Source organism: Leifsonia aquatica (genome assembly GCF_014190775.1).
GTDB classification, from domain to species: Bacteria; Actinomycetota; Actinomycetes; order Actinomycetales; family Microbacteriaceae; genus Leifsonia; species Leifsonia aquatica.
The window spans coordinates 341,539-364,279 of the sequence record NZ_JACHVP010000004.1 but is presented as its reverse complement, the minus strand read 5'-3'; the positions used below and the strand labels follow the sequence as shown (position 1 = coordinate 364,279).

The window sequence follows — 22,741 nt, the reverse complement described above, 5'->3', positions numbered from 1 at the left end:
CCCGGTGATTACGACTTCGGGATGACGCGCTCGCGACCCCGTCCCGCCTAACGTCGAATCATGACGACCGACGGGACCGTGTCCACCACAGGCGGGCCGTCCGCTCGCGCGCCGTGGGTGGCGCTCGCGGCATCGTTCGTCCTCGTCATCGTGGGCGCCCTCGCGGTCGGTGGACTGACGAGCCTCGGTCAGCAGTACCTCCCAGAGTGGCTCACCTCGTTCGCGAACTCGGCCGGGGGATGGGCGATGCTCGCGTTCGCTCTCGTGTGGCTCAGCCGTGCGCGACCGGTGCCGGGGGCCGTCCTCGGAGCGGTCGCCTTCCTCCTGATGGTGGAGGGATACGGAGTGGTCTCGGCCTGGCGGGGCCTCTTCTACGCCGCCCCCTTCTCCTCGATCTGGACCGGAGTCGCCCTCGTGGCCGGCCCGGTGCTCGGGGCGTCGGCCGCGATCGTCCGCCACGGTTCGCGCCTCTTGTCCGCTCTCGCGGTCGTGCCGCTGTCGGCCGTGCTCCTCGGCGAAGGCGTGTGGGCGCTGGCTCGCATCTCCGACACGACGAGCCCCGTCTACTGGAGCGTGGAGATCGCCCTCTCCGTCGGGTTCGTGACCGCCGCCATCTGGCGCCGGCACCTCGCTCTCCGCCCATCTGCGGCCGTCGTCGTCGCGTATCTCGCGGGCGCCGCGGTCTACGCGTCGCTGTGGATGCTCCTCGACGCATGGATGTGACGGCGGCGGACTCGTCTGCCGCCGACGACTGCGGTTCCTCGGAACGAATGCGGCGCGGCGCCGATGCGCAGACGTACCGCGTCGCCGCACTCGCTGGCGTACGGTCATCTGCATGGCGACGAACGAGACGGTGCTGACGATCGACATCGGCGCGAGCCCTGAGCGGGTCTTCGCGACGCTCGCCGACCTCGACGGGTACCCGGCCTGGTTGCCCCGCACCCGCACCTCCGCCGGGGGAGCCTCGAGCGCGAAGGGGACCGCCTACACGGACGCGAGCCTGATCGGCACGGCGCAGGGCACCGTCCGCGAGTACGAGCCCGACCGGCTCCTCGTCTTCGAGCAGGCCGCGGCACCCCGGCGCTCCGGCGGCAGCAGGCTCGCCATCACCATCCGTTACGAGCTGACCCCGATCGACGGCGGGACCCGCGTCGTCCGCAGGGGCGCCGTGTCGGCGCGCGGCTTGATCGGCATCGTGCGTCCACTGGCCGCCGCCGCGATCGCCTCCGAGAACCGGCGGACGCTCCGCGTGCTCAAGGAGCACCTCGAGCAGCGGTAGCGCCCGCCGCCGATCAGTCCAGCCCCAGCCGCTTCAGCGTGTGCTTCTCGCTGTGCCCGGCGTCGGTCTCGATCTCGTCGACGGCGATCGGGATGTTCGGGCCGACGGCGAGCCAGACGAATCCGTCGCGGTGCACGACGGGCACCAGATCGGTGGTCCCGTCCCGCAGCAGCGTGCGGATGCGCTTCAGCAGGGCGTACCCCTCGGAGGGCTTCGTCACGTACGTCTTGCGACGGTAGTGGATGACGTGGGCGACGGTCTTGGCGCCGAGGCCCGCGATCTCGCTGTCGGGTAACGGGTCGGCGTGCTGGGTGTCGGTCATGCCGTGGACGGTACGCCGGAGGAGGGCCGCTGGCGAGCGGTCGACCGGCACCCGTTAGCGTGGGTGGATGGACCTCCCCGCCCCCGACGTGCTCGACCGACTCGCCGACCGGGGCTGGCCCGCACTCGAGCGCGAAGCCCTCGGACCGTGGACGCTGCGGGCGGCCGATGGCGTGACGAACCGGGCGAACTCCGCGCTCGCCCTGGGGGAGGATCGCGACATCCGGGAGGCGGTGGATGCTGCCGAGCGCTGGTACGCATCGCGCGGCCTCCCTGCCGTGTTCCAGCTGAGCCCGGCCGCGCCTCCCGCCCTCGCTCCCGAACTCGAGCGGCGCGGATACCGGCGGCACTCCGCCACCGACATCCGCGTGGCCGACCGCGCCACCGTAGTCTCTAGGCCTGCCGCTCGGGACGCCGCTGGCGACATCGCCGTCGCGACCTCCCCCTCCTCCGGCTGGCTGGACACCTGGTGGGCGGTGGATGGGCGCGGCGGCGACGCCGAGCGCCGCACGGTGGAGCGGATCCTCGCGGGCGGTCCGGCCTTGTACGCGTGGGCGGGGCGAGCGGAGCAGCCCGACGCGGTCGCCCGCCTGGCGCTGGTCGGCGGATGGGGCGGTCTGTACGCCGTGGCGACCCTCCCCTCCGCACGGCGGCGCGGCCTCGCGCGAGCGCTGACGACGGCGCTCGCTCGGGAGGCTGCAGCGCACGGCGTGGACCGGCTCTGGCTGCAGGTGGTCGCCGACAACTCGGCGGCGATCGCGCTCTACGAGAGCCTCGGCTTCGTCCCCGCCTCGCGTTACGAGTACTGGGAGGAGCCTCCGCAGGCCGGTTAACCCACGATGTCGGGCGGTATGGACACTAGGGTTAGTCCACACTGCCCGACATCGTTTCGGGGTTACGGCCGGTGGATATTCGGGTTTCCCTCGACCGCTCTTGAAGACTAACCGAAACCTCGTCCTCCGTGTGGGTCAAATGGAGGACAAAACTTGTACCCCACCACCCCAATTCGGGGGAGTGTGCCACGGTTCCGGCCGCTTAACCCACGATGCCGGGCGGCGTGGAGGCTAGGGTTCGATCCACGCTGCCCGGCATTCGTTCGGGGTGACGGCCGGTGGAAATTCGGGTTCCCCCGGCCGTCATCCAAGAATAACGGATCTGTCGGCTAAATGGAGGACACGTTTGTACCCCGATACGGCCCCAGATCGAGGGGCATCCGGGGGACATGCTCCGGTCAGGCGGCGCCGAGCTCCTGCACGAGGGCAGCGACGAAGTCGTCGATGTCCTGTTCGGAGGTGTCGAACGAGCACATCCAGCGCACCTCGTTGCGGGCCGCATCCCAGTCGTAGAAACGGAAGTGCTCGCGCAGCCGGTCGGCGACGCCGGCGGGCAGCGTCGCGAAGACGCCGTTCGCCTGGGTCTCCTGGCTGAAGCCGACGCCCTGGATGCTGCCGTCGGCGACGCCGCGCTCCAGCGCGGTCCGCAAGCGCGTGGCCATCGCGTTCGCGTGGCCGGCCGAGCGCAGGTAGAGGTCGTCGGAGAGCAGGGCGATGAGCTGCGCCGAGATGAACCGCATCTTCGACGCCAGCTGCATGTTCAGCTTGCGCAGATAGATCAGGCCGTCGGATGCCTCCGGGTTCAGCACGACCACGGCCTCGCCGTAGAGCATGCCGTTCTTCGTGCCGCCGAAGCTGAGCACATCCACTCCGGCGTCGGTCGTGAACGCCCGCAGCGGGACGCCGAGGGTGGCGGCCGCGTTCGAGATGCGGGCGCCGTCCATGTGGAGCTTCATGCCGAGACCGTGGACGTGGTCGGCGATCGCGCGGATCTCCTCGACCGTGTAGGCGGTGCCGAGCTCGGTCGTCTGGGTGATCGACACGACCAGCGGCTGTGCACGGTGCTCGTCGCCCCAGCCCCAGGCCTCGCGGTCGATGAGCTCGGGGGTGAGCTTGCCGTCGGGGGTCTCGACCGGCAGCAGCTTGAGGCCGCCGACGCGCTCGGGGGCGCCCGCCTCGTCGGTGTTGATGTGGGCGGTCTTGGCGCACACGACGGCGCCCCAGCGCGGCACCATCGACTGCAGGCCGACGACGTTGGCACCCGTGCCGTTGAACACCGGGAACACCTGCACGTCCGCGCCGAAGTGCTCGGCGAAGACCTCGTGGAGGCGCTCGGTGTAGACGTCCTCGCCGTAGGCGATCTGGTGGCCCTGATTGGCCGCGGCGATCGCGTCGAGGATCTCGGGGTGCACTCCCGCGTAGTTGTCGGAGGCGAAGCCGCGCAGGTTCAGATCATGGAGTTGTAGCGTCACCCGTCCATCCTCGCAGGATTCGCGGCGAGCGCGATGCGCGTGCCGTTCAGGTCGGCGGGCGCGCTCTTCCAGAGCTGGACGACCTCGTCGGCGAGCTGCTCCTCCAGGCCCGACAGCGTCTTCACGACGAAGACGACGGCCGCGGCGTTCGGGGCCTCCTTGCGGAAGCCCTGGGCGACGGCGCGGGTCCACGCGTCGGCTGCCGCCTTCGCGGCCGCGTAGTTCGCACCGCCCGCGTAGGGGGAGTCGACGGCCGTCGACGAGACGATCGCGAGCCGGCCGGCGGGGGAGGCGACCAGGTCGTCGTAGAACACCCGGGTCGTGTTGCGCAGGGTGCGGAACGCGCGCTCCAGGAAGTCCCAGTCCTCGTCGGTCTGACCGGCGAGACCGCCGCCGCCTCGCCAGCCACCGACCAGGTGGATCAGGCCGTCGACCGCGCCGAACTTGAGGTGGATGCGCATCGCCAGCTCGGCGACGGCGTCACGGTCGGCGAGATCGCAGACGCGGGTGTCGACGCCCGGGACCGCGGCGGCGAGGGCGTCGAGCGCCTCCTCCCGCGTGCCGACGGCGAGGACCGTCGCGCCCGCCGTCACCAGCGCGCGCGCGACGGCCTCGCCGCTGGTGCTGGTCGCTCCCGCGATCAGCACCAGCCGGCCGTGCAGAGGCAGGGCGTCCGTCACGCGGCGTCCGTCGTACCGGTGATCCCGGCCGTGGACTCGATGACCGCCGCCATCTTCTTGTTCAGCGCCTCGTAGAACATCGAGAGCGGGAACTCGTCGTCCAGCACCGCGTCGGTGTAGCCCTTCGGAGCGCCGGCGAGGATCTCGTCGGAGAGTCCGCGCGCCCAGTTGGAGGCGGGGTGCGGGGTGAGCGTCTGCGTCAGCATCTCGTACGCGGCCAGCCAGTGCGAGACCTTCGGCCGGTCGATCGACCGCCAGTAGAGCTCGTTGATCTGGTCGCTGAGGGCGACGACCACGTCCGGCACGGACTCCCAGTCGATGGTGAGCTGGGTGTCGGTCCAGTGCAGCACGTCGTGCTGGTGCATCCACGCGAACAGCAGCTGGCCGCCGAGCCCGTCGTAGTTGCGCACGCGGCTGCCGGTGATCGCGAAGCGGAAGATGCGGTCGAAGATCACCGCGTACTGCACGAGGTGGGCGTGGTCGCGGATGGCGCGCTGCGCCTCCGACAGCTCCGCGTCCGGGATGGCCGAGAGCGTCCGCTCGAGGCGCACCGACTCGCGGAACGCCGTCAGGTCGCAGCGCAGCTCCTCCAGGGAGTAGAGGAAGAACGGCATCCGCTGCTTGATCATGAACGGGTCGAACGGCAGGTCGCCGCGCATGTGGCTGCGGTCGTGGATGATGTCCCACATCACGAAGGTGTCCTCCGTGAGGTGCTGGTCGTCCAGCATCGCGGCCGCGTCGGCCGGCAGCTCCAGCTTGGTGATCTCCGCGGCGGCGCGCACCACCCGGCGGTACCGGGCGGCCTCGCGGTCCTGGAAGATCGCGCCCCAGGTGAACTGCGGGATCTCGCGCATCGCGACCGTCTCGGGGAAGAGGACGGCCGAGTTGGTGTCGTAGCCCGGGGTGAAGTCGACGAAGCGCAGGGCGACGAAGAGCTTGTTGCCGTACTCGCCGGCCTCCAGCTCCGCCACGAACTCCGGCCAGATCACCTCGACCAGCACGGCCTCCACGAGGCGGTTCGCGCTGCCGTTCTGCGTGTACATCGGGAAGACGACCAGGTGGCCGAGCCCGTCGACGCGGTGCTGCTGCGGCTGGAACTCGTTGAGGGCGTCAAGGAAGTCGGGGACGCCGAAGCCCTCGTCGGCCCAGCGGGTGAAGTCCCGCTGCAGCGCTGCGAGGTACGACGCGTCGTGCGGGAAGAACGGCGCCAGCTCGTCGATCGACTCGATGATCGCGGTGACGTGGTTCGCGGCGGCCGGGCGGTCGGACTCCTGCTCGACCGAGCCGTCCTTGATCTGCAGCGCCTGCAGGGCGACGGCGGCGTCCTTGAGCCGAAGCCACGCGGGATGCGTCGCGACCTCGCGCACCGGGCGGGCGTCCTCGACGACCTCGGGTTCTCCGACAATCGCGTTCTGCGTGAAGCTGGAAAGGGACTGAGACATTGACGAACCTCCCGTCATCGGTCGGCCGCAGGCTCGCGGCAGCGCGGGCGCGGGAAATCGCGCCCTCGGTCGAGCCTATCCGGGGATCGCGGACGTTTCTTTGCCCGTTTCGGCGGAATCGTGCGTGAAATCGACGGAACGCGCAGGATTCGTCAACGCGATGTCGCCTCCCGCGCCGTTCGGTAATCTCGGCAGCGTGACGATCGATGCGGCAGAGGTGCAGGAGGCGCTCGCCGCGGTCGCCGATCCCGCCGACGCCGTCTTCCTGCAGCGCTTCTTCAAGACCGGGCCCGGTGAGTACGGCGAGGGCGACGTCTTCATCGGCGTGCGCGTTCCGCAGACGCGCGCCGTCGCGAAGCGGTTCGAGGGGATGCCGCTGGAGCAGATCGACGTTCTCCTCGACAGCGACGTGCACGAGCACCGCCTCGCCGGGTTGATCATCCTGAACCGCGCCTTCGAGCGCGCGAGCCGCCCCCGCGACCGGGACGATGCGGCGCGCGAGCGCCTGGCCGACTTCTACCTCGCGGCCGTGCAGCGCGGGCGCGTGAACAACTGGGACCTCGTCGACTCGTCCGCCGAGTTCGTGCTCGGAGCGTGGCTGTGGGACCGACCGCGCGAGCTGCTCGACGAGCTGGCCGCGAGCGACGTGCTGTGGGAGCGGCGGGTCGCGGTGCTCGCGACCTACGCCTTCATCCGGCGCGGCGACGCCTCCACGACCCTGGCGCTGGCCGAGCGGTTGCTCACCGATCGCGAGGACCTCATGCACAAGGCCGTCGGGTGGATGCTGCGGGAGGTCGGCAAGCGGGTCGATCGCGCGCTCCTGCTCGGCTTCCTCGACGAGCACGCCGCCCGGATGCCGCGCACCATGCTCTCGTACGCCACCGAGCACCTCGCCCCGGCGACCCGGGCGCAGTACCGCGCAGCACGCTGAGCGGCGCGTCGCACCTACTCTCCGGAGTTAGCCGGAGCCGGAGCCGACGCCGGCGCTCCGCGCGCGCCCCGCGGTCGCAGCGCCGGCGCGCTGATGAACGCGGCCGCCATCAGCGCGACGACCAGCCAGAGCGCCCCGAGCAGCCCGGTCGCGTGGGCGACGAGCCCGAGCACGGGAGGCCCGGCGAGGTTCGCGATGTAGCCGATGGAGGCGACGACGCTCACCCGGGCCGCCGCGTTGCCGCCGCCCTCCGCTGCGGCCGACATCCCGAGCGGGAAGCCCATCGAGACGCCGACGGCCCACAGGACGACGCCGACGAGCACCATCCACAGCTCGCCGCCGAGGATGAAGAGGAGCAGCCCGGCGATGCCCAGCGCCGTCGTCCAGCGGATGGTCGCCACGCGCCCCAGCCGGTCAACCACCGGCCCGCCGAAGATGCGGGTAGCCGCCTCGCTGGCCGCGAAGATCGTGAAGAAGAGGGCGGCGATCGCGGCGGTCTGGCCGTGGTCGTCCTTCACCGAGAGCGTGAGCCACGTGTTCGCGGACCCCTCGCCCAGCTCCACGCCCAGCATGACGACGCCGATCACCAGCAGCCGCACGTCCATCCAGCCGCGCAGCCACTGCCGCACGCGGGCGGCGACGGGAGGTCGCGGTGCGTCGTCGGCGACGGCCTCCGGAGCTGCCGTGGGGATGGCGCGAGCCATCGCGAGCGTGACGACCACGACGACGACGCCCAGCGCCATGAACTGGGCCGAGGGCGCGATGCCCAACGCGGCGCAGGCTGCCCCGATCCCGGACCCCACCGCGGCGCCCACCGACCAGGCCGCGTGCATCAGCGGCATGAGCGTCTTGGCGGCCGCCTGCTCGATCGCGGCGCCCTCCACGTTGATGAGGACGTCGAGCGTCCCGATCCCGAGACCGACCGTCACGAAGCCGAGCGCGACGAGCGGGACCGACTGGGCCAGCAGCGCGCCGCCCATCAGCACGAGCGATCCGGCGATCGTGAGCAGCGCCGTCGAGACCGCCCAGCGTCCGCCGAGGCGGCCGAGCAGCGGCGTCGAGATGCCGAGACCCGCGATCGAGCCGACCGTGGAGCAGGCGATCAGGATGCCGACCGTGGGGGTGTCGATGTTGAGCTCGCGCATCAGCTCCGGGAGGCGCGGCCCCCAGGTCGCGATGGTCACCCCGCCGAGGCCGAACGCGGCGGTGATCGCGTTGCGCCAGCGCACGAGCGCGCGGCGGTCGAGAGCGGTCTGCGTCATCACAGGGACCTCGGATCGGATGGGACGGACACGGGCGGAAAACCGACCAGTGATCGGTGTTCCCGTCGATCGTACACGCCGCACGCGACGCGCTCGCCTGCGATGATGGACGGATGGCGAGAACGGTTCGGGGTGCACGTGTGCTCATCACCGGAGCCGCGTCCGGGATGGGGCGGCTCTACGCGGAGCGCGCGGTGCGCGAGGGCGCCCGCGCGGTCGTCCTGTGGGACCGTGACGCCGCGGCCCTCACTGCACTGACCGACGCACTCCGCGCCGAGATCCTCGCCGGTCGCACCGCCGCCGCCTGGGGCGCGCCTCCGCGTTCGCCGTCGTCCGCCGCCGGAACTCCGGTCACGAGCGTCCACCCGTACTTCCTCGACCTCGGCGAACTCGGCGCCATCGCGCAGAGCGCCCAGGCGGTCCGCCGCGAACTCGGCGGCATCGACGTGCTCATCAACAACGCCGGCATCGTGCGCGGCAAGTACTTCTGGGAGCACGACAACGGCGACGACACCCGCCCCACCATGCAGGTGAACGCACTCGCCCCCATGTACGTGACCCGCGAGTTCCTGCCCGGGATGATCGAGAGCGACCGCGAGGCGCGCATCGTCAACATCGCCTCCGCGGCCGGCACCCTCTCCAACCCGCGCATGAGCGTGTACGCCGCGAGCAAGTGGGCCGTCATCGGCTGGAGTGACAGCGTGCGCCTCGAGCTCGAGCAGCAGGGCTTCGGCCACGTCAAGGTGACCACCGTCGCCCCCAGCTACATCGACACCGGCATGTTCGAGGGCGCCCGCGGGCCGCTCCTCACCCCGGTGCTGACCCCCGAGTACGTCGTCGACAAGGTCTGGAAGGCGATGCTCGCCGGCCGCCCGATGCTCATGCTCCCCTGGTCGGTCGGCTTCGCCCGCCTGCTCAAGGGCGTCCTCCCGACGCGGGCATGGGATGCGGTCGCCGACCGGCTCGGCGTGTACCACTCGATGGACCTGTTCACGGGGCGACGGCCGTAGGCGCACCCCGGCGCGCCGTCGTCAGCGGCCTAGGGCACTCCCGACTGCGGCGAGCGGTCCGACGAGGAGCTCGGTGAGCAGGCGTGCGTAGCGTCCGTCCGGGTCGAGGTCCGGGTCGAAGACCGTGATGGAGACTCCGATCGAGTGAGGGGCGAGCTCCCGCAGCAGTCCGCTCAGCTCGTCGGCGCCGAGGCCGCCGGGGTCGGGGCTGTCCACCGCGGGCATCACGCCCGGGTCGAGGATGTCCACGTCGAGCTGCAGCCAGTATCCGGTGCCCGCGACCGCGCGGAGGCGGGCGGCCAGCGCGGCCGGTGCGGTCTCCCGGGCCTCGCGTGCGGAGACGACCGCGCCGAGCACGCCGCGCGCCTCTGCCGCATGCTCGTCGTCGTCCCGGTGGCCCAGGTGAGCCGCGCGGGCGGGGTCGACGTACGGTCCGAGCCGGTCGATGTCGGAGATCGCCGGCCAGTGCAGCCCGACCGCGGCCGCGAGGTCCTCACCGGCGACGCTGGCGCACACGGCGCTGTTGCCGGGGTGCCGGAAGTCGGTGTGGCCGTCGAGGTGGAGCAGGCCGGCACCGCCTCGGCGCGCCAGGGCGACACCGATCCCGACGAGCACGCTGCAGTCGCCGCCGACGACGATCGGGGCGTCCCCGGCGTCGAGGATCGAGGTCACCCGGTCGGCGAGGCGCCGGGCGTGCTCGACGAGTGCGGCCTCGTTGCGGACGCGGCCGGGCGCGCGCGCCGCGTCATCGTCCACGTAGCGGCCCGGGATGACCACCCCGGCATCGCGCGCCCCGCTCGCCAGTAGCCGCTCGTGGAGTCCGGCCTCCCGCAACGCCTCTGGCGCCTTGGCGGAACCGGGAACGCTCCCGGGCTGCGGCGGGCGCAGGCCCAGGTTCGTCGGCGCCGAGACGAGTGCGATCATGCTGGCAGCCTGCCAGGTGCGTCCCGCTCGGGTCGGGATCCGCGCCGTGCCGACCCGTTCCACCCCCGAACGGGTCGCAAATCTGAGAGAACTCACATACAGTCGCACTACGCACGTCACCGCGGTCGTGTCGAAGGGAGCAATCGTGAGCGATCCATCCTGGACCCAGGTGGTCAAGACCGTCGAGCCTGAGCAGCCCGAGCTCAAGCGGGCGCTCGGGCCCGGTCTGCTGCTGCTGTTCATCGTCGGCGATATCCTCGGCACCGGCGTCTATGCCCTCACCGGACAGGTGGCGGCGGAGGTGGGAGGCGCGGCCTGGCTGCCCTTCCTGCTGGCGTTCGCGGTCGCCACCGTGACCGCCTTCTCGTATCTGGAACTGGTGACCAAGTACCCGCAGGCCGCGGGCGCCGCGCTCTACACGCACAAGGCGTTCGGCATCCACTTCTTCACCTTCATCGTGTGCTTCATCGTCATGACGTCGGGCATCACCTCGGCGTCGACGGCGTCGCGCGCCTTCGCGGTGAACCTCACCGTGGGCTTCGGCATCCCGGACGAGAACCTCACGACACTGCTGATCGCGCTCGCCTTCATCGTGCTCATCATGCTGGTCAACCTGCGCGGGGTGACGGAGAGCGTGTGGCTGAACGTGGTCCTCACCCTCGTGGAGCTCTCCGGTCTGCTGCTCGTGATCTTCATCGGCATGTGGGCGATCGCCGGCGGCAACGCGGACTGGTCGCGCGTCGTGGCGTTCGAGACGCCGGAGGACAAAGGCGTGCTGCTGGCGGTGAGCACGGCGACCTCGCTGGCGTTCTTCGCCATGGTCGGCTTCGAGGACTCGGTGAACATGGCGGAGGAGACCAAGGAGCCGAGCCGTATCTTCCCGAAGATGATGCTGAGCGGGCTGGGCATCGCCGCCGTCATCTACGTGCTGGTGTCGATCACGGTGGTTGCGCTCGTCCCGATCGGCCAGCTCGCCGGCAGCGAGACGCCGCTCGTCACGGCGGTCGAGGCGGCCGCCCCGGGCTTCCCGATCAACGACCTGCTGCCGTTCATCTCGATGTTCGCCGTCGCCAACACGGCGCTCATCAACATGATGATGGCGAGCCGCCTGCTCTACGGGATGGCGAAGCAGGGCGTGCTGCCGCCGTTCCTGGCGAAGGTCTCGCAGAAGCGGCGCACGCCGTGGACCGCCATCCTCTTCACGTCGGCGCTGGCGGTGGCGCTCATCATCTACGTCTCGCTCGACCCGAAAGGCTCGATCGTGGCGCTGCTCGGCGGGACGACCTCCCTGCTGCTGCTCGCCGTGTTCGCGGTCGTCAACGCGGCGGTCCTCGTTCTGCGCAAACAACCCGTCGACCACAAGCACTTCCGCTCGCCGACGGTGCTGCCGATCATCGGCGGCCTGACCTGTCTCTACCTGGTGTTCCCGTGGACGTCCGGGCGCCCGGTCGGCCAGTACACGATCGCCCTCGGGCTGCTCGCGATCGGGATCCTGCTGTGGATCGTCGAGCGGATCTACTCCCGGATGGCGAAGCGCAGGGCTGTCCAGGAACGGGTCGACTCGGAGCGCTGACGCGCAGAACGGCGCCGGTGCGAAGTCGCACCGGCGCCGTTCCGACGTTCTGGGTCGAGGGCGGTCAGACCGTCTTGCCGCGGTCGACCTCGCCGCGCCAGGAACCGGACTCGGTGCCCTGCGACTCGATGAACTCCTTGAAGTTCTCGAGGTCCTTCTTGACGGCGTGGTCGTCGAGGCCGAACACGGCACCGATCTTCTCCAGCGCATCGGACGGCGCCCACTCCAGCTGGACGGTCACCTTGGTCTCGGTGTCGGACAGCCGGTGGAACGTGACGACGCCCGCGTGCTCGGTGTCGCCGGCGACGGACTTCCACGCCACGCGCTCGTCCGGGAGCTGCTCGGTGATGACGGTGTCGAACTGACGCTCCGCGCCGCCGATCTTCACGCGCCAGTGGTTGGTGGTGTCGTCCACCTGGCGGATCTCCTCGACCTCGTCGAGGAAGTGCGGGAAGGACTCGAACTGGGTCCACTGGTTGTATGCGGTCGAGACCGGGACGTTCACGTCGATGGACTTGGTCACTGCAGCCATTGCTGCTCCTTTCGCTGCCTTCTGGTTTCCCGTCGAACGGTAGGCCGGGCAGCGGTCAGGTACAGGGCCTGGACTTCACAGGTGGTTGGTGCGACGCGACGCCGCGCGCAGGCTCAGGCCCAGCGGCGGTTCGCCCAGCGCTCGAACAGGCCGACGAGGGAGTCCGTCGCCTTACCGAGCAGGGCGAGCAGGATGATCGCCAGGAAGAGCCGGTCGGTGCGGCCGTTGTTCTGCGAGTCGCTCAGCAGGAAGCCGAGGCCCATCGAGGAGGCGATGAGCTCGGCCGCCACCAGGAACAGCCACGCCTGGGCGAGCGCGAGTCGCAGGCCGGAGATCACCGAGGGCAGCACGGCGGGCAGCTGGATCGTCGTGAACAGGCGCACGCCGTTCAGCCCGAAGGCGCGACCGGCCTCCACGAGGTGCCGGTCGACGTGCTTGAGGGAGGCCGCGACCGTCGTGTAGACGGGGAAGAAGGCGCCGATCGCGATCAGGATGATCTTGGAGTCCTCGCCGATCTTGAACCAGAGGATCAGCAGCGGCACCCAGGCGAGCGAGGGGACGGCGCGCACGGCCGCGAGGGTGGAGCTGAACAGGATGTCCGCGAGGCGTGAGAGCCCGACCACGGCGCCCAGCACCAGGCCGAGCGCCGCGCCGCAGGCGAAGCCGATCAGGACGCGCTGCGTCGAGATCGCGATGTAGAGCCCGAGCAGCCCGCGCTGGGCGAGGTCGATCGCCGCGTTCCAGACCATGGCCGGGGACGGCAGCTGCGCGGACGTGAACGCACCGGAGGTGCTGGCGACCTGCCAGACCACCAGGATGATCGCCGGCAGGACGAGTCCGCCCGTGATCCGCACCCAGCGCCGGGAGAGGAAGGGCGTGCGTGCTGCGAGCGCGCCATCCTTCGCCACGATGCGCGGACCGGCCGGCGGCCGGGGCGTCTCCCGGGCGACGGAGGTCGCGCTTCCGACCTCGCCTCCCGAACCGCCGACGACGATCAGCGGGCCGTCGCCCTCCGGTGCGTTCTGATACGACATGGCCGCGTCAGCCTCCGATGGCGCTCGGGTCCGCCTTCTTCGCGAAGGTCGGGTCGAGCAGGCTCTTGAGCGCCGCGTCGATGTTCGACTGCGAGGCGACGTCGCCGGTCTGGACGAAGATCGGGCCGACCTTCTTGAGCACCTTCAGCTGCGCGTCGCCGGGGATCGGCGAGACGTCGAGGTTGGTGCGCTCGGTGATGACGGTGGTCGCGACCGGGAGGGAGATGCTGGCGGCGTCGGCGAGGATCTGCGAGGTCTCGTCCGGGTGCTTCAGCGTCCAGGCGCGGGCGTACTCGTAGGTGTTCACGACGGTCTGCGCCACATCGGGCTTGCTCGAGACGAAGGACTCCGTCGCGTTGAGGAACCCGTAGGTGTTGAAGGCGACGTTGCGGTAGATCAGCTTGGCGCCGGAGGCCTGCGCGTTCGCCATGATCGGGTCGAGACCGGCCCAGGCGTCGACCGAGCCGTTCTGCAGCGCGGCCCAGCCGTCGGCGTGCTGGAGGTTCTGGATGGTGACGTCGTCGGCCGAGAGTCCGTTGGCCTCCAGCGCCTGCAGGAGGAAGAAGTAGGGGTCGGTGCCCTTCGTCGCGGCGACCTGCTTGCCCTTGAGCTCCTTCACGTCGGTGATGGTGGAGTTCGGCCCGACCACGAGGGCGGACCACTCGGGCTGCGAGAAGATGTCGATCGTCTTGATCTCGGAGCCGTTCGAGCGCGCGAGCAGCGCTGCCGAGCCGGCGGTCGAGCCGACGTCGATCGCGCCGGAGCGCAGCGCCTCGTTGGCCTTGTTGGAGCCGGCCGACTGCACCCAGTTGACCGTGATGTCCTGCTTGGCGAGGGCCTTCTCGAGCCAGCCCTCCTTCTTGATCACCAGGCTCAGCGGGTTGTAGGTGGCGAAGTCGATGTTGAGCGTTCCGCCCTTCGTGACGGTGCCCGGGGTGCTGCTCGCGGCGGCGCCCGAAGCCGAGCCCTCTCCGGCGACGCAGCCCGTGAGCAGCAGGGTCGCCGCTGCGGCGGCGGCCGCGAGGGCGGTGACGATGGTGGGTGTGCGGCGCATGGGGCCTCCTGGTCCGTGGCTCTGTCGAGCCGTGCTGTGTGGGTGCGGTGCTGTCGGTGCGGTGCGTGCTGTGGTGCCGGTGGTGCGGGTGGAGCTGAGTCGAGCCTCCCGTGCTGTGCTGTTCCGCGGGGTGGGATCGCCCGATCGGTGGAATCAGACCAGGGAGGCCTCGGCTGTGGACGACATTCGGCCGCCGGCCGTCACCGAGCCCGCGTGCGCGTTCCCGTGCCGGTCGATGCCGAGCCCGTCGAGGAGGTCGGCGCGCAGCGCCGCGAGCTCCGCCGAGGCGCGGTCGCGCGGCCGTGCGCCGGGCACGGTCGTGACGCTGCGGATGGTCGCGCCGACGCGTCCCTCCTCGGCGCCGAGCAGGATGATGCGGTCGGCGAGCTGCAGTGCCTCGTCCACGTCGTGGGTGACGAGCAGGATCGTCGTCGGGGCGGCGGCGTGCACGTCCACGAGCAGGTCCTGCATCTTCAGGCGGGTCAGCGCGTCGAGGGCGCCGAACGGCTCGTCGAGCAGCAGGACGCCCGGGTTGCGGGCCAGGGCACGAGCGAGGGAGGCGCGCTGCGCCATGCCGCCGGAGACCTCGCGCGGACGCAGGGTGGCGGAGGCGGAGAGCCCGACGAGGTCGAGCAGCCGGGCGACGCGCTCGCGACCGGCGGCCCGATCGAGACCGCGCGGGAGCCCGAGGGCGACGTTGTCGGCCAGGGAGCGCCAGGGCAGCAGCCGCGGCTCCTGGAAGCCGACGGCGCAGCGGGGGTCGACGCCGGCGACCGGCGAACCGTCGATCAGCGCCGCACCCGCGGTGGGCTGGTCCAGACCACCGGCGATGCGCAGCAACGTGGACTTGCCGCAGCCGCTCGCACCGAGGATGGCGACGACCTCGCCGGCCTCGACCCGGAGGGAGACATCGCGCAGTACGGGCCGCACGTCGCCCGCGTGGCCGCGGCGCTGAGGGGCCGCGAAGGCGCGACCGACTCCGGCGAACTCGACGGGGTAGGCGGACGATGTCTCGGACATGGTGCTCCGACGCTACCGAAGCCCCCGTCGGCGCGCCCGCGCGACGAAACGTGGCGTAACGAAAGCTTGCCCGCCGGACCGTGGAGTCTCTGCGGGCGAGCCGTGCGGCGTCAGCCGAAGATCATCGGCCGGTCTTCGTCCTCGTCATCGCTCGGGGCGTCCGTGAGGTCGACCAGCACCGGCACGTGATCGCTCGGGGCGTCGCCCTTGCGCTCGTTGCGGTGGATGGAGGCTCCCGCGACCCGGTCGGCGAACGCCTCCGACCCCATGATGAAGTCGATCCGCAGACCCTCGTTACGCGGGAACCGCAGCTGCTTGTAGTCCCAGTACGTGTAACCTTCGGGCACGAGCGGCCGCACGACGTCGGTGAGTCCCGCCGCCTCGAACGCCGAGAACGCCGTGCGCTCCGGGGGAGAGATGTGCGTGGAGACGCCCGGGATGAGGCTCGGGTCGCCGACGTCGGAGTCGAGCGGAGCCACGTTCCAGTCGCCCATCAGCGCGAGCGGGAGGTGCGGGTTCTCGGCGAGCCACCGGCGGGTGTCCTCCGCCAGCGTCGCCAGCCAGTCGAGCTTGTAGTGGTAGTGCGGGTCGTCCAGCGCGCGGCCGTTCGGCACGTACAGGCTCCAGAGCCGCACGCCGTCCACGGTCGCCCCGATCGCGCGCGCCTCCTTCGGCAGGTCCGGGCCCTCGTGACCCTTGAGGAATCCGGGCATGTCCGGGAAGCCGATCTGCACGTCCTCGATCGGCAGCCGGCTCGCGATGGCGACGCCGTTCCACTGGTTGAGACCGTGCAGCACGACCTCGTAGCCGGCGTCCTCGAACGGTCCGTAGGGGAACTGCTCGGGCTTGCACTTGATCTCCTGCATGGCCAGCACATCCACGTCTTCGCGGACCAGCCAGTCCACCACTCGGCCGACTCGGGTGCGGATGGAGTTCACGTTCCAGGTGGCGACACGCATGCACCGATCGTATCGGGGGTCCCGCCCCCATAGAATCGGGACGTGACCGACGCACGACAGCAGCTCATCGACTACATCTCGGCCGACGCCGTCTTCCACGGGGACTTCACGCTCACGAGCGGAAAGAAGGCCACCTACTACGTCGACCTGCGCAAGGTCAGCCTCGACCACCGGGTCGCCCCGCTGATCGGCCAGGTCATGCTCGACCTCATCGCCGACATCCCCGACGTCTCCGCGGTGGGCGGGATGACGATGGGCGCCGACCCGGTCGCCGCAGCCATCCTGCACCAGGGCGCTGCGCGCGGCGCGGGCTACGACGCGTTCGTCGTGCGCAAGGAGCCGAAGGACCACGGCCGCGGCAAGCAGGTCGAAGGCCCCGACCTGGCCGGCAAGCGCGTCATCGTGCTCGAGGACACCTCGACCACCGGCGGCTCGCCGCTCAAAGCCGTCGAGGCGCTGAAGAAGGTGGGCGCCGAGATCGCCGCCGTCGCCGTCGTCGTCGACCGCGACACCGGCGCACGCGAGGTCATCGAGGCCGCCGGATACCCGTACTACGCTGCGATCGGCCTGAAGGATCTGGGGCTGGCCTAGTGGCCGACCACCGCGACCCGGCGAACGGAGACGGCGACGCCGACGCGTCGCCGGACGCCGCCGCGCCCGGAGCGGATGAGCCCGAGTTCGGCAGCCCCGAGTGGTTGTTCCGCGAGCTGGGCACGCAGCCGGAGGTCGTCGAGCCGGACGAACCGGAGCCCGCGCCCCTGTCGCGTCGTGCGCGTCGCAGCGCCGCCGCCGATCCGGTGGAGCCCGTCGGATCGGACGAGGACGCCGAAGGGACCGGTCCCCAGCCGGAGCCGACCGCCTCAGGACCGACGCCCTTCACCTGGAACCTGACCCCCGGAGCCGGCGAAGACCCGCTCGTGGTGAACACGACGGCCGCGCCCGTCGAGCCCGGCGTCCCGCTGGTGCCCGCGGTGCCGGTGGAGGCTGCGGAGCCGGTTGCTCCCGTGGAGCCGGTTGCTCCCGTGGAGCCTGTTGCTCCCGTGGAGCCCGCGGCGGTCGAGCCGGAGCCGTCCCTGCCCGAGCCCCCGCGGTACACGGCACCGGAACCGGCAGCACCGGTGGTGCCCGTGCTCCCCGAGCCGCCGACCGTGACGCCGCCGGTCGCTGCGGCGCCCGTCGAGCCGGAATCCACCGTTGCTCCCGAACCCGTTGCTCCCGAAGCGCCCGTTGCTCCCGAACCGGCCGCGCCGTCGCCGGCGCTCGCCGAGCCGCCGAGCTTCCTCGCCTCGCTGCGGATGCCCAAGCCTCCCGAGTGGGACGAGCCCGTCCAGTCCCCGGAGACGGCCACGCCGGCCGTCCCCGACTCGCAGCGCACCGACGACGAGCGGGAGGCCGGTGCTGCGGCCGAGGCCACCGCCGCGCCGGAGGAGCCGCAGAGTCACGGACTCGCCGCTCTCCTCGGCTACGGCGCGCCCAGCCCGGACGCTCCGGCCTCCCGGTCGGTGATCGGCGACACGACCGGGATCATCCCTATCGTCCCCGGATCGCTCACGCCGCCCGCGCCGACCGTGCTCCCGCCCGCGACGGTGCTGCCCGCGGCAACCCCGCCTCCCGTCGCCGCGCAGCCTCCTCTCACCAAGCAGCCCCCGGTCGCCCCGCCACCGGTGGTGCCGCCCGCGTTCGCGGCGCCGACGCCGCCGGCCGAACCGGTGCTTCCGCCTCCGCACGCGGCCGAGCTGTTCGAGCCCGCGGCCGAGCAGGCGCCCGCGCCCGAGCCCGACAGCGCCGGGGTGCCGACGACCAAGCTCGACACCGCCGAGATGGCGGCGCTGCTCGCGGCGCGCGTCGGAGACCCGGATCCGCTCGCTCCCGTCGAGCCCGTCGAGGTGGCGCCCGTCGCCGTCGCGCCCGAGCCGACCACGGTGCTGCCGGTCGTCGAGTCGGCGCCGGCCGAGGCCGAGCCCGAGCTCCTCGAAGCCGAGGTCCCTGCCGCCGATCCACTCGAAACGGAGCCCGAGCCCGACGACGGCATCGCCGCGCTCTTCGGCGATGTCGCCGAGCCCGAACCCGAGCCCAACCTCGAGCCGGAGCCGGACGCCGCCCTCGCGGAGGAACCCGCCGCCGGTGATCGGCCCTCCGACGTCGACACCATCCTCTTCCCCGACCTGGCGGCCGCGGAGCCCAGCGCGGCGATGGAGGGCCCGCAGTTCACCGAGCCCTTCACCGCCCCTCTGACCGGCCCGCTGACCGTCCCGGAGGAGACGCTCCCGGCACCCGTCTTCGCCGCGGACCCCACCGTAGTGATCCCGTCCGCCGAGACCCCGCCGATCGCACCCGCACCGGTCGCACAGGTGGGCGGACCCGCGGCGCCGGGCGTCTCGGGAGGCGGACCCGGCGACACCACGGGCGCCACTCCGCCGGAGCGCCCGCGCAATCCACGCAACAATCGCATCCTCTTCATCGTGGCGGGCGCGCTCGCGGTGGTCCTCGTCCTGATCGGCCTCTTCGCGCTCGGGACGCGTCTGCCGTCCCTCTTCGGCGCGACGGCGTCGACCCCGAAGGCCTCCGGATCGTCCACCCCGTCCGCGACGCCGACGCCGACCCCCACGCCGACCCCGACGGTCACTCCGAAGCCGGGGGCTCCGGCCGCGGCCGGGGTCGCCGCGTGGGATGCGCTGGGCGGCGGCGAGTGCATCGAGCCGTACACCACGCCCTGGGCCGAGTCGTTCACCGTGGTCGATTGCGCGGTGCCGCACACCGCGCAGATGGTCTACACCGGCATCCTCAACCCGGACATCGCGGCCGCCTACCCGGGAGCCGACGCGCTCGGCCAGCAGATCAACGGCCTGTGCACCGCGCCCGGTGTGATCGACCTGAACGCGGCCGCGGCGTACACCGGCCTCCAGGTGCAGGGGACCTTCCCGGCGACCGAGGAGCAGTGGAAGTCCGGGCAGCGCTCGTACTACTGCTTCGCCACCCGCTCGACGGGTGAGCCGATGACGTCGTCCGTCGCCGGTCCCGGCCCGACGGGCTGACCTACGCTGACCAGTCGGCCTCGTAGCGCGTGAGCGCCGAGGCCGGGTTGAGCGCGCGCGCCGACGCGAGCAGGTCGTCCGCCTCGTCGTGGCCGGGCATGGTCACGTTGACCACGACCGCGTCGCGCTCGACGCCCGTGCCGAAGAATCCCTCCGCGTCGAGATCGGCGAGCGCGCCCGTGATCGTCTCGAACAGGGCCTCGTTGACGGCGCGCGGGCGGTCGTACGGGTTGCCGAACGCGTCGAACAGGCGCTCCACCTCGGCGAAGCCCTCGTCGCCGAAGAGGTCGAACGGCGAGTCGTTCTCGGCCCAGCGCAGCTCCTCCGCGGTCACGGGCATCCCCTGCGCGCGGTAGTGGGTGACGACGCGCGCCTGCCCCTCCAGCGAGATCGCGGTCGGCGCCGGCCGGTGGGCGAGCGGCGTCGTCCACAGCCCGAAGTAGTAGAACGACTCGGGATGCTCGCGGCGCAGATCCGTCCACGCTGCGCGAGCGGCCTCCCGGATGGCGGCGCGAACGCGGCCATACGACGCAGGGTGGTGCTCGAGGGTCACGCCGTCAGAGGTCCGATTCCACGGGCTCGGGCGCGAGCAGCTCCCGCACGCCGCTGAGGATCTCGTCGGGGCGGAACGGGTAGCGGTCGATCTCGGCCTGGTCGCTGATGCCGGTGAGCACCAGGATGGTGTGCAGGCCCGCCTCGATGCCCGCGACGACGTCGGTGTCCATCCGGTCGCCGATCATCGCCGTGTTCTCGGAGTGGGCGCCGATGCGGTTGAGCGCCGAGCGGAACATCATCGGGTTGGGCTTGCCGACGACGTAGGGCTCCATGCCGCCGGTCGCCTTGGTGATCATGGCGGTCACGGCGCCCGTGGCCGGGAGCGGGCCCTCCGCGCTCGGGCCGGTCGCGTCGGGGTTGGTCGAGATGAACCGGGCGCCGGCGCCGATGAGGCGCACGGCCTTCGTGATCGCGTCGAACGAGTAGCTGCGGGTCTCGCCGACCACGACGTAGTCGGGGTTCGTGTCGGTCATGATGAAGCCGGCCTCGTGCAGCGCGGTGGTGAGTCCGGCCTCGCCGATGACGTAGGCGCTGCCGCCGGGCTTCTGCGACTTGAGGAAGTCGGCGGTGGCGAGGGCGGAGGTCCAGATCGACTCCTCCGGCACGTCCAGGCCCGAGGCGCGGAGCCGGGCGGCGAGGTCGCGCGGGGTGTAGATGGAGTTGTTCGTCAGCACGAGGAACGGGGTGCCGTTGTCGCGCCACTGCTGGATCAGATCCGAGGCGCCGGGCAGCGCCTGGTTCTCATGGACGAGCACGCCGTCCATGTCGGTGAGCCAGCATTCGATCTCGTCGCGTCGCGCCACGCAAACCCCTTCCGATGGAGACTGGACGCCACCAGCTTAGAGGGCGGGCGGCTACGCTGGCTGGGTGGATCACCCGGGACCGTCGCACGAGCTCACCACCCACGGCGTCGGGCCCTGGCCGGGCGAGTGGCCGGAGGGCGACCACTACGACCCCGAGCTGCTGCGCCAGGGCGACACCCGCAACGTGATCGACCGCTACCGCTACTGGCGGATGGAGGCGATCGTCGCCGACCTCGACGAGCACCGGCACCCGTTCCACGTCGCCATCGAGAACTGGCAGCACGACATGAACATCGGGTCGATCGTGCGCAGCGCGAACGCGTTCGCCGCCGACACCGTGCACATCATCGGCCGGCGCCGGTGGAACAAGCGCGGCGCGATGGTGACCGACCGCTATCAGCACGTCGTGCACCACGACGACGTGGAGGCGTTCGTCGCGTGGTCTCGGGAGGCCGGCCTCCCGATCATCGCGGTGGACAACGTCCCCGGGTCGGTGCTCATCGAGACCTTCGCCCTCCCGCGGGAGTGCGTGCTGCTGTTCGGGCAGGAGGGACCGGGGCTCTCGCAGCCTGCGATCGACGCCGCCGACGCCGTGATCGAGATCTCGCAGTTCGGCTCGACGCGCTCGATCAACGCCTCCGCCGCTGCCGCGGTCGCCATGCACGCGTGGGTCCTCCAGCACGTGCGCTTCTGACCGTCCCCACCCCCCCCGGACATTTGGTACAAATCGCGCCACCGGGTCAGCGGTTCTCGCGGCGCCAGACGATCTTGAGGCCGGACCAGTCCGTCGAGAGCGCGGCGACCTTCACATCCACGAGCCCGCGGTCGAGGGCGGCGTCGCGCAGGAGGTTCTCGTCGATGTCGCTCACGTGGCCGGCGGCTCTGCGCGGCCAGGCCGCCCACAGCATCCCGTCGGGCCGGATGCGGGCACCGATCGCGTCGAGCTCGCCCAGGTAGTCGGCCGCCTCACGGTAGAACGCCAGCACCAGGGCGGCCGGGCCGTCGTCGCCGGGCTCGAGCCAATCGATCGGGTCGGGAGCACCGGGCTCGTCGAGCGGGATGCGCCAGCCGGGGTCGGCGTGCAGCAGCTGCGCGCGCATCCCGGGCTTCAGCCCGAGCTTCTTCCACAGCGGCGTGCCGGAGTACCCGGCCGGAGTGGTCACTGCTCTCCGCGCCAGCCCGACGTCTCGGCGATGCGCGTCACGTCCGCCGCGTCGAGCTCGTAGACGGTCTCGCCGTCGTCGGGCGCCGGCACGCTGACGATGAGCGCGCGCACGGGCTCGTCGTCCGGGAGGTCGATCAGCGCGAAGCCGGAACCGCGCACGGCCCGCTCGCCCGGCGCCGGCCAGAGCACGTCGGTGGTGTTCGCCACCGCGGGAGCGACGACCAGCGGGATGTACCCGGGGTCCGTCTCGGTGACAAGCGCGTGGTGGTAGTGCCCGGCGAGGATGGCGCGCACGTCGCCCTCCCGGCACGCCTCGAGCAGCGGCTCGGGGTCGACCAGCCGCAGCGACTCGAAGAGCCCGGTCGTGGGAGGCGTCGGGGGATGGTGCAGCACGACGACGGTGCCGTGGTCGGCCGACTCGGAGAGGATCTCCCGCAGCCGGTCGAGGCGCTCCTCGCCGACCTCGCCGTATCCGGCGCCGGCGACGGTGGAGTCGACGGTCACGATCCGCAGGCCGCGCACCTCGACGACGCGTTCGCGCTCGCCGAGGACCTCCTCGAACGGCTCCGGGAGGTCGTGGTTGCCCATCGCGTAGACGACCTGCGCCCCGCGCTCGGCCGCCCACGGCTCCAGCAGTCCGGAGAGGATGCGGTACGACTCCGCCGAGCCGTCCTCCGACAGGTCGCCCGACGCGACGACTGCATCCAGGGTGCCGAGCGAGGAGGCCCGCTCCAGCACGCGCTCCAGCGCCGCGCGGGTGTCGACGAGGTCGTAGTGGCGTCGGCCGTCGCCGAACAGGTGGGTGTCGCTGAGGTGCAGGATGCGGTGGGAGGCGGTCACGCGCCGAGCCTAGCGCG

24 protein-coding genes are annotated in these 22,741 nt (G+C 71.5%); 9 read left to right on the top strand and 15 right to left on the bottom strand.

Going from position 1 to position 22,741, the window contains the following annotated elements:
• Positions 1-60: 60 nt before the first annotated feature.
• Positions 61-723 carry a DUF6518 family protein gene (locus tag FHX33_RS17730; RefSeq protein ID WP_021765194.1) on the top strand — a complete coding sequence of 221 codons (663 nt, stop codon included), beginning with the start codon at positions 61-63 and terminating at the stop codon, positions 721-723.
• 112 nt (positions 724-835) lie between these two features.
• Positions 836-1,279 (top strand): SRPBCC family protein, encoded by a 444-nt coding sequence (locus FHX33_RS17725; protein ID WP_021765195.1) that lies wholly within the window; start codon positions 836-838, stop codon positions 1,277-1,279.
• A gap of 13 nt (positions 1,280-1,292) precedes the next feature.
• Here FHX33_RS17725 and FHX33_RS17720 read toward each other — a convergent pair whose 3' ends face one another.
• Positions 1,293-1,601, bottom strand: coding sequence for a hypothetical protein (locus FHX33_RS17720; protein ID WP_021765196.1), 309 nt, complete (start codon positions 1,599-1,601; stop codon positions 1,293-1,295).
• A 67-nt stretch (positions 1,602-1,668) separates the two neighbouring features.
• On the opposite strand from FHX33_RS17720, the gene FHX33_RS17715 reads away from it, so the two are divergent.
• Positions 1,669-2,433, top strand: a complete 765-nt coding sequence (locus FHX33_RS17715) for a GNAT family N-acetyltransferase (protein WP_183428801.1) — start codon at positions 1,669-1,671, stop codon at positions 2,431-2,433.
• Positions 2,434-2,831: 398 nt separating this feature from the next.
• Here FHX33_RS17715 and FHX33_RS17710 read toward each other — a convergent pair whose 3' ends face one another.
• Genes FHX33_RS17710 through FHX33_RS17700 form a run of 3 tightly spaced genes read right to left on the bottom strand, consistent with a single transcriptional unit; the run spans position 2,832 to position 6,027 of the window.
• Positions 2,832-3,905, bottom strand: a complete 1,074-nt coding sequence (locus tag FHX33_RS17710; RefSeq protein WP_021765642.1) for a threonine aldolase family protein — start codon at positions 3,903-3,905, stop codon at positions 2,832-2,834.
• Positions 3,902-4,585, bottom strand: coding sequence for an SDR family NAD(P)-dependent oxidoreductase (locus tag FHX33_RS17705; RefSeq protein ID WP_338092049.1), 684 nt, complete (start codon positions 4,583-4,585; stop codon positions 3,902-3,904). Before FHX33_RS17705 ends, FHX33_RS17710 begins: the two co-directional genes overlap by 4 nt.
• Complete coding sequence (locus FHX33_RS17700; protein ID WP_021763891.1) at positions 4,582-6,027, bottom strand: DUF6421 family protein; 1,446 nt, start codon at positions 6,025-6,027, stop codon at positions 4,582-4,584. The genes FHX33_RS17705 and FHX33_RS17700 overlap by 4 nt, the downstream gene beginning before the upstream one ends.
• A gap of 124 nt (positions 6,028-6,151) precedes the next feature.
• Here FHX33_RS17700 and FHX33_RS17695 point away from each other — a divergent pair, with 124 nt between their 5' ends.
• Complete coding sequence (locus FHX33_RS17695; RefSeq protein ID WP_211235410.1) at positions 6,152-6,958, top strand: DNA alkylation repair protein; 807 nt, start codon at positions 6,152-6,154, stop codon at positions 6,956-6,958.
• 14 nt (positions 6,959-6,972) lie between these two features.
• On the opposite strand, the gene FHX33_RS17690 is transcribed toward FHX33_RS17695, so the two are convergent.
• Complete coding sequence (locus tag FHX33_RS17690; protein WP_183428800.1) at positions 6,973-8,220, bottom strand: MFS transporter; 1,248 nt, start codon at positions 8,218-8,220, stop codon at positions 6,973-6,975.
• A gap of 113 nt (positions 8,221-8,333) precedes the next feature.
• Between FHX33_RS17690 and FHX33_RS17685 the strand changes: the two genes are divergently transcribed.
• On the top strand, positions 8,334-9,230 hold the full coding sequence (locus FHX33_RS17685; RefSeq protein WP_039923177.1) for an SDR family NAD(P)-dependent oxidoreductase: 897 nt from the start codon (positions 8,334-8,336) through the stop codon (positions 9,228-9,230).
• 21 nt (positions 9,231-9,251) lie between these two features.
• On the opposite strand, the gene FHX33_RS17680 is transcribed toward FHX33_RS17685, so the two are convergent.
• On the bottom strand, positions 9,252-10,154 hold the full coding sequence (locus FHX33_RS17680; protein ID WP_183428799.1) for an arginase family protein: 903 nt from the start codon (positions 10,152-10,154) through the stop codon (positions 9,252-9,254).
• A 145-nt stretch (positions 10,155-10,299) separates the two neighbouring features.
• Between FHX33_RS17680 and FHX33_RS17675 the strand changes: the two genes are divergently transcribed.
• Entirely contained in the window at positions 10,300-11,727 is a 1,428-nt protein-coding gene (locus FHX33_RS17675) for an APC family permease (RefSeq protein WP_039921899.1), read from the top strand.
• Positions 11,728-11,791: 64 nt separating this feature from the next.
• On the opposite strand, the gene FHX33_RS17670 is transcribed toward FHX33_RS17675, so the two are convergent.
• The 5 genes from FHX33_RS17670 to FHX33_RS17650 form a co-directional block, all read right to left on the bottom strand.
• Positions 11,792-12,259, bottom strand: coding sequence for an SRPBCC family protein (locus FHX33_RS17670; RefSeq protein ID WP_021762627.1), 468 nt, complete (start codon positions 12,257-12,259; stop codon positions 11,792-11,794).
• Positions 12,260-12,372: 113 nt separating this feature from the next.
• A complete protein-coding gene (locus tag FHX33_RS17665) occupies positions 12,373-13,293 on the bottom strand; it encodes an ABC transporter permease (protein ID WP_021762626.1) in 921 nt (306 codons plus the stop codon).
• Between the two features lie 7 nt (positions 13,294-13,300).
• On the bottom strand, positions 13,301-14,347 hold the full coding sequence (locus tag FHX33_RS17660) for an aliphatic sulfonate ABC transporter substrate-binding protein (RefSeq protein ID WP_021762625.1): 1,047 nt from the start codon (positions 14,345-14,347) through the stop codon (positions 13,301-13,303).
• Between the two features lie 153 nt (positions 14,348-14,500).
• Positions 14,501-15,367 carry an ABC transporter ATP-binding protein gene (locus FHX33_RS17655; protein ID WP_183428798.1) on the bottom strand — a complete coding sequence of 289 codons (867 nt, stop codon included), beginning with the start codon at positions 15,365-15,367 and terminating at the stop codon, positions 14,501-14,503.
• A 110-nt stretch (positions 15,368-15,477) separates the two neighbouring features.
• Entirely contained in the window at positions 15,478-16,326 is an 849-nt protein-coding gene (locus FHX33_RS17650) for an exodeoxyribonuclease III (protein WP_021765088.1), read from the bottom strand.
• 42 nt (positions 16,327-16,368) lie between these two features.
• Between FHX33_RS17650 and pyrE the strand changes: the two genes are divergently transcribed.
• Together pyrE and FHX33_RS17640 are read left to right on the top strand one after the other, a co-directional pair.
• Complete coding sequence (pyrE, locus tag FHX33_RS17645; protein WP_021765089.1) at positions 16,369-16,917, top strand: orotate phosphoribosyltransferase; 549 nt, start codon at positions 16,369-16,371, stop codon at positions 16,915-16,917.
• Positions 16,917-19,361: a hypothetical protein gene (locus tag FHX33_RS17640; protein ID WP_183428797.1), complete on the top strand. Its 2,445-nt coding sequence runs from the start codon at positions 16,917-16,919 to the stop codon at positions 19,359-19,361. The genes pyrE and FHX33_RS17640 overlap by 1 nt, the downstream gene beginning before the upstream one ends.
• Before the next feature lies 1 nt (position 19,362).
• Here the strand turns inward: FHX33_RS17640 and FHX33_RS17635 are convergent, their stop codons facing one another.
• On the bottom strand, positions 19,363-19,914 hold the full coding sequence (locus FHX33_RS17635; RefSeq protein WP_021765271.1) for a DUF4303 domain-containing protein: 552 nt from the start codon (positions 19,912-19,914) through the stop codon (positions 19,363-19,365).
• A gap of 4 nt (positions 19,915-19,918) precedes the next feature.
• Entirely contained in the window at positions 19,919-20,719 is an 801-nt protein-coding gene (locus tag FHX33_RS17630) for an HAD-IIA family hydrolase (protein WP_021765272.1), read from the bottom strand.
• Between the two features lie 64 nt (positions 20,720-20,783).
• Between FHX33_RS17630 and FHX33_RS17625 the strand changes: the two genes are divergently transcribed.
• On the top strand, positions 20,784-21,413 hold the full coding sequence (locus FHX33_RS17625; RefSeq protein WP_021765273.1) for a TrmH family RNA methyltransferase: 630 nt from the start codon (positions 20,784-20,786) through the stop codon (positions 21,411-21,413).
• Between the two features lie 46 nt (positions 21,414-21,459).
• On the opposite strand, the gene FHX33_RS17620 is transcribed toward FHX33_RS17625, so the two are convergent.
• Together FHX33_RS17620 and FHX33_RS17615 are read right to left on the bottom strand one after the other, a co-directional pair.
• Complete coding sequence (locus FHX33_RS17620) at positions 21,460-21,882, bottom strand: DUF3052 family protein (protein ID WP_021765274.1); 423 nt, start codon at positions 21,880-21,882, stop codon at positions 21,460-21,462.
• Entirely contained in the window at positions 21,879-22,724 is an 846-nt protein-coding gene (locus FHX33_RS17615; protein ID WP_021765275.1) for a metallophosphoesterase, read from the bottom strand. Before FHX33_RS17615 ends, FHX33_RS17620 begins: the two co-directional genes overlap by 4 nt.
• Positions 22,725-22,741: the final 17 nt, after the last annotated feature.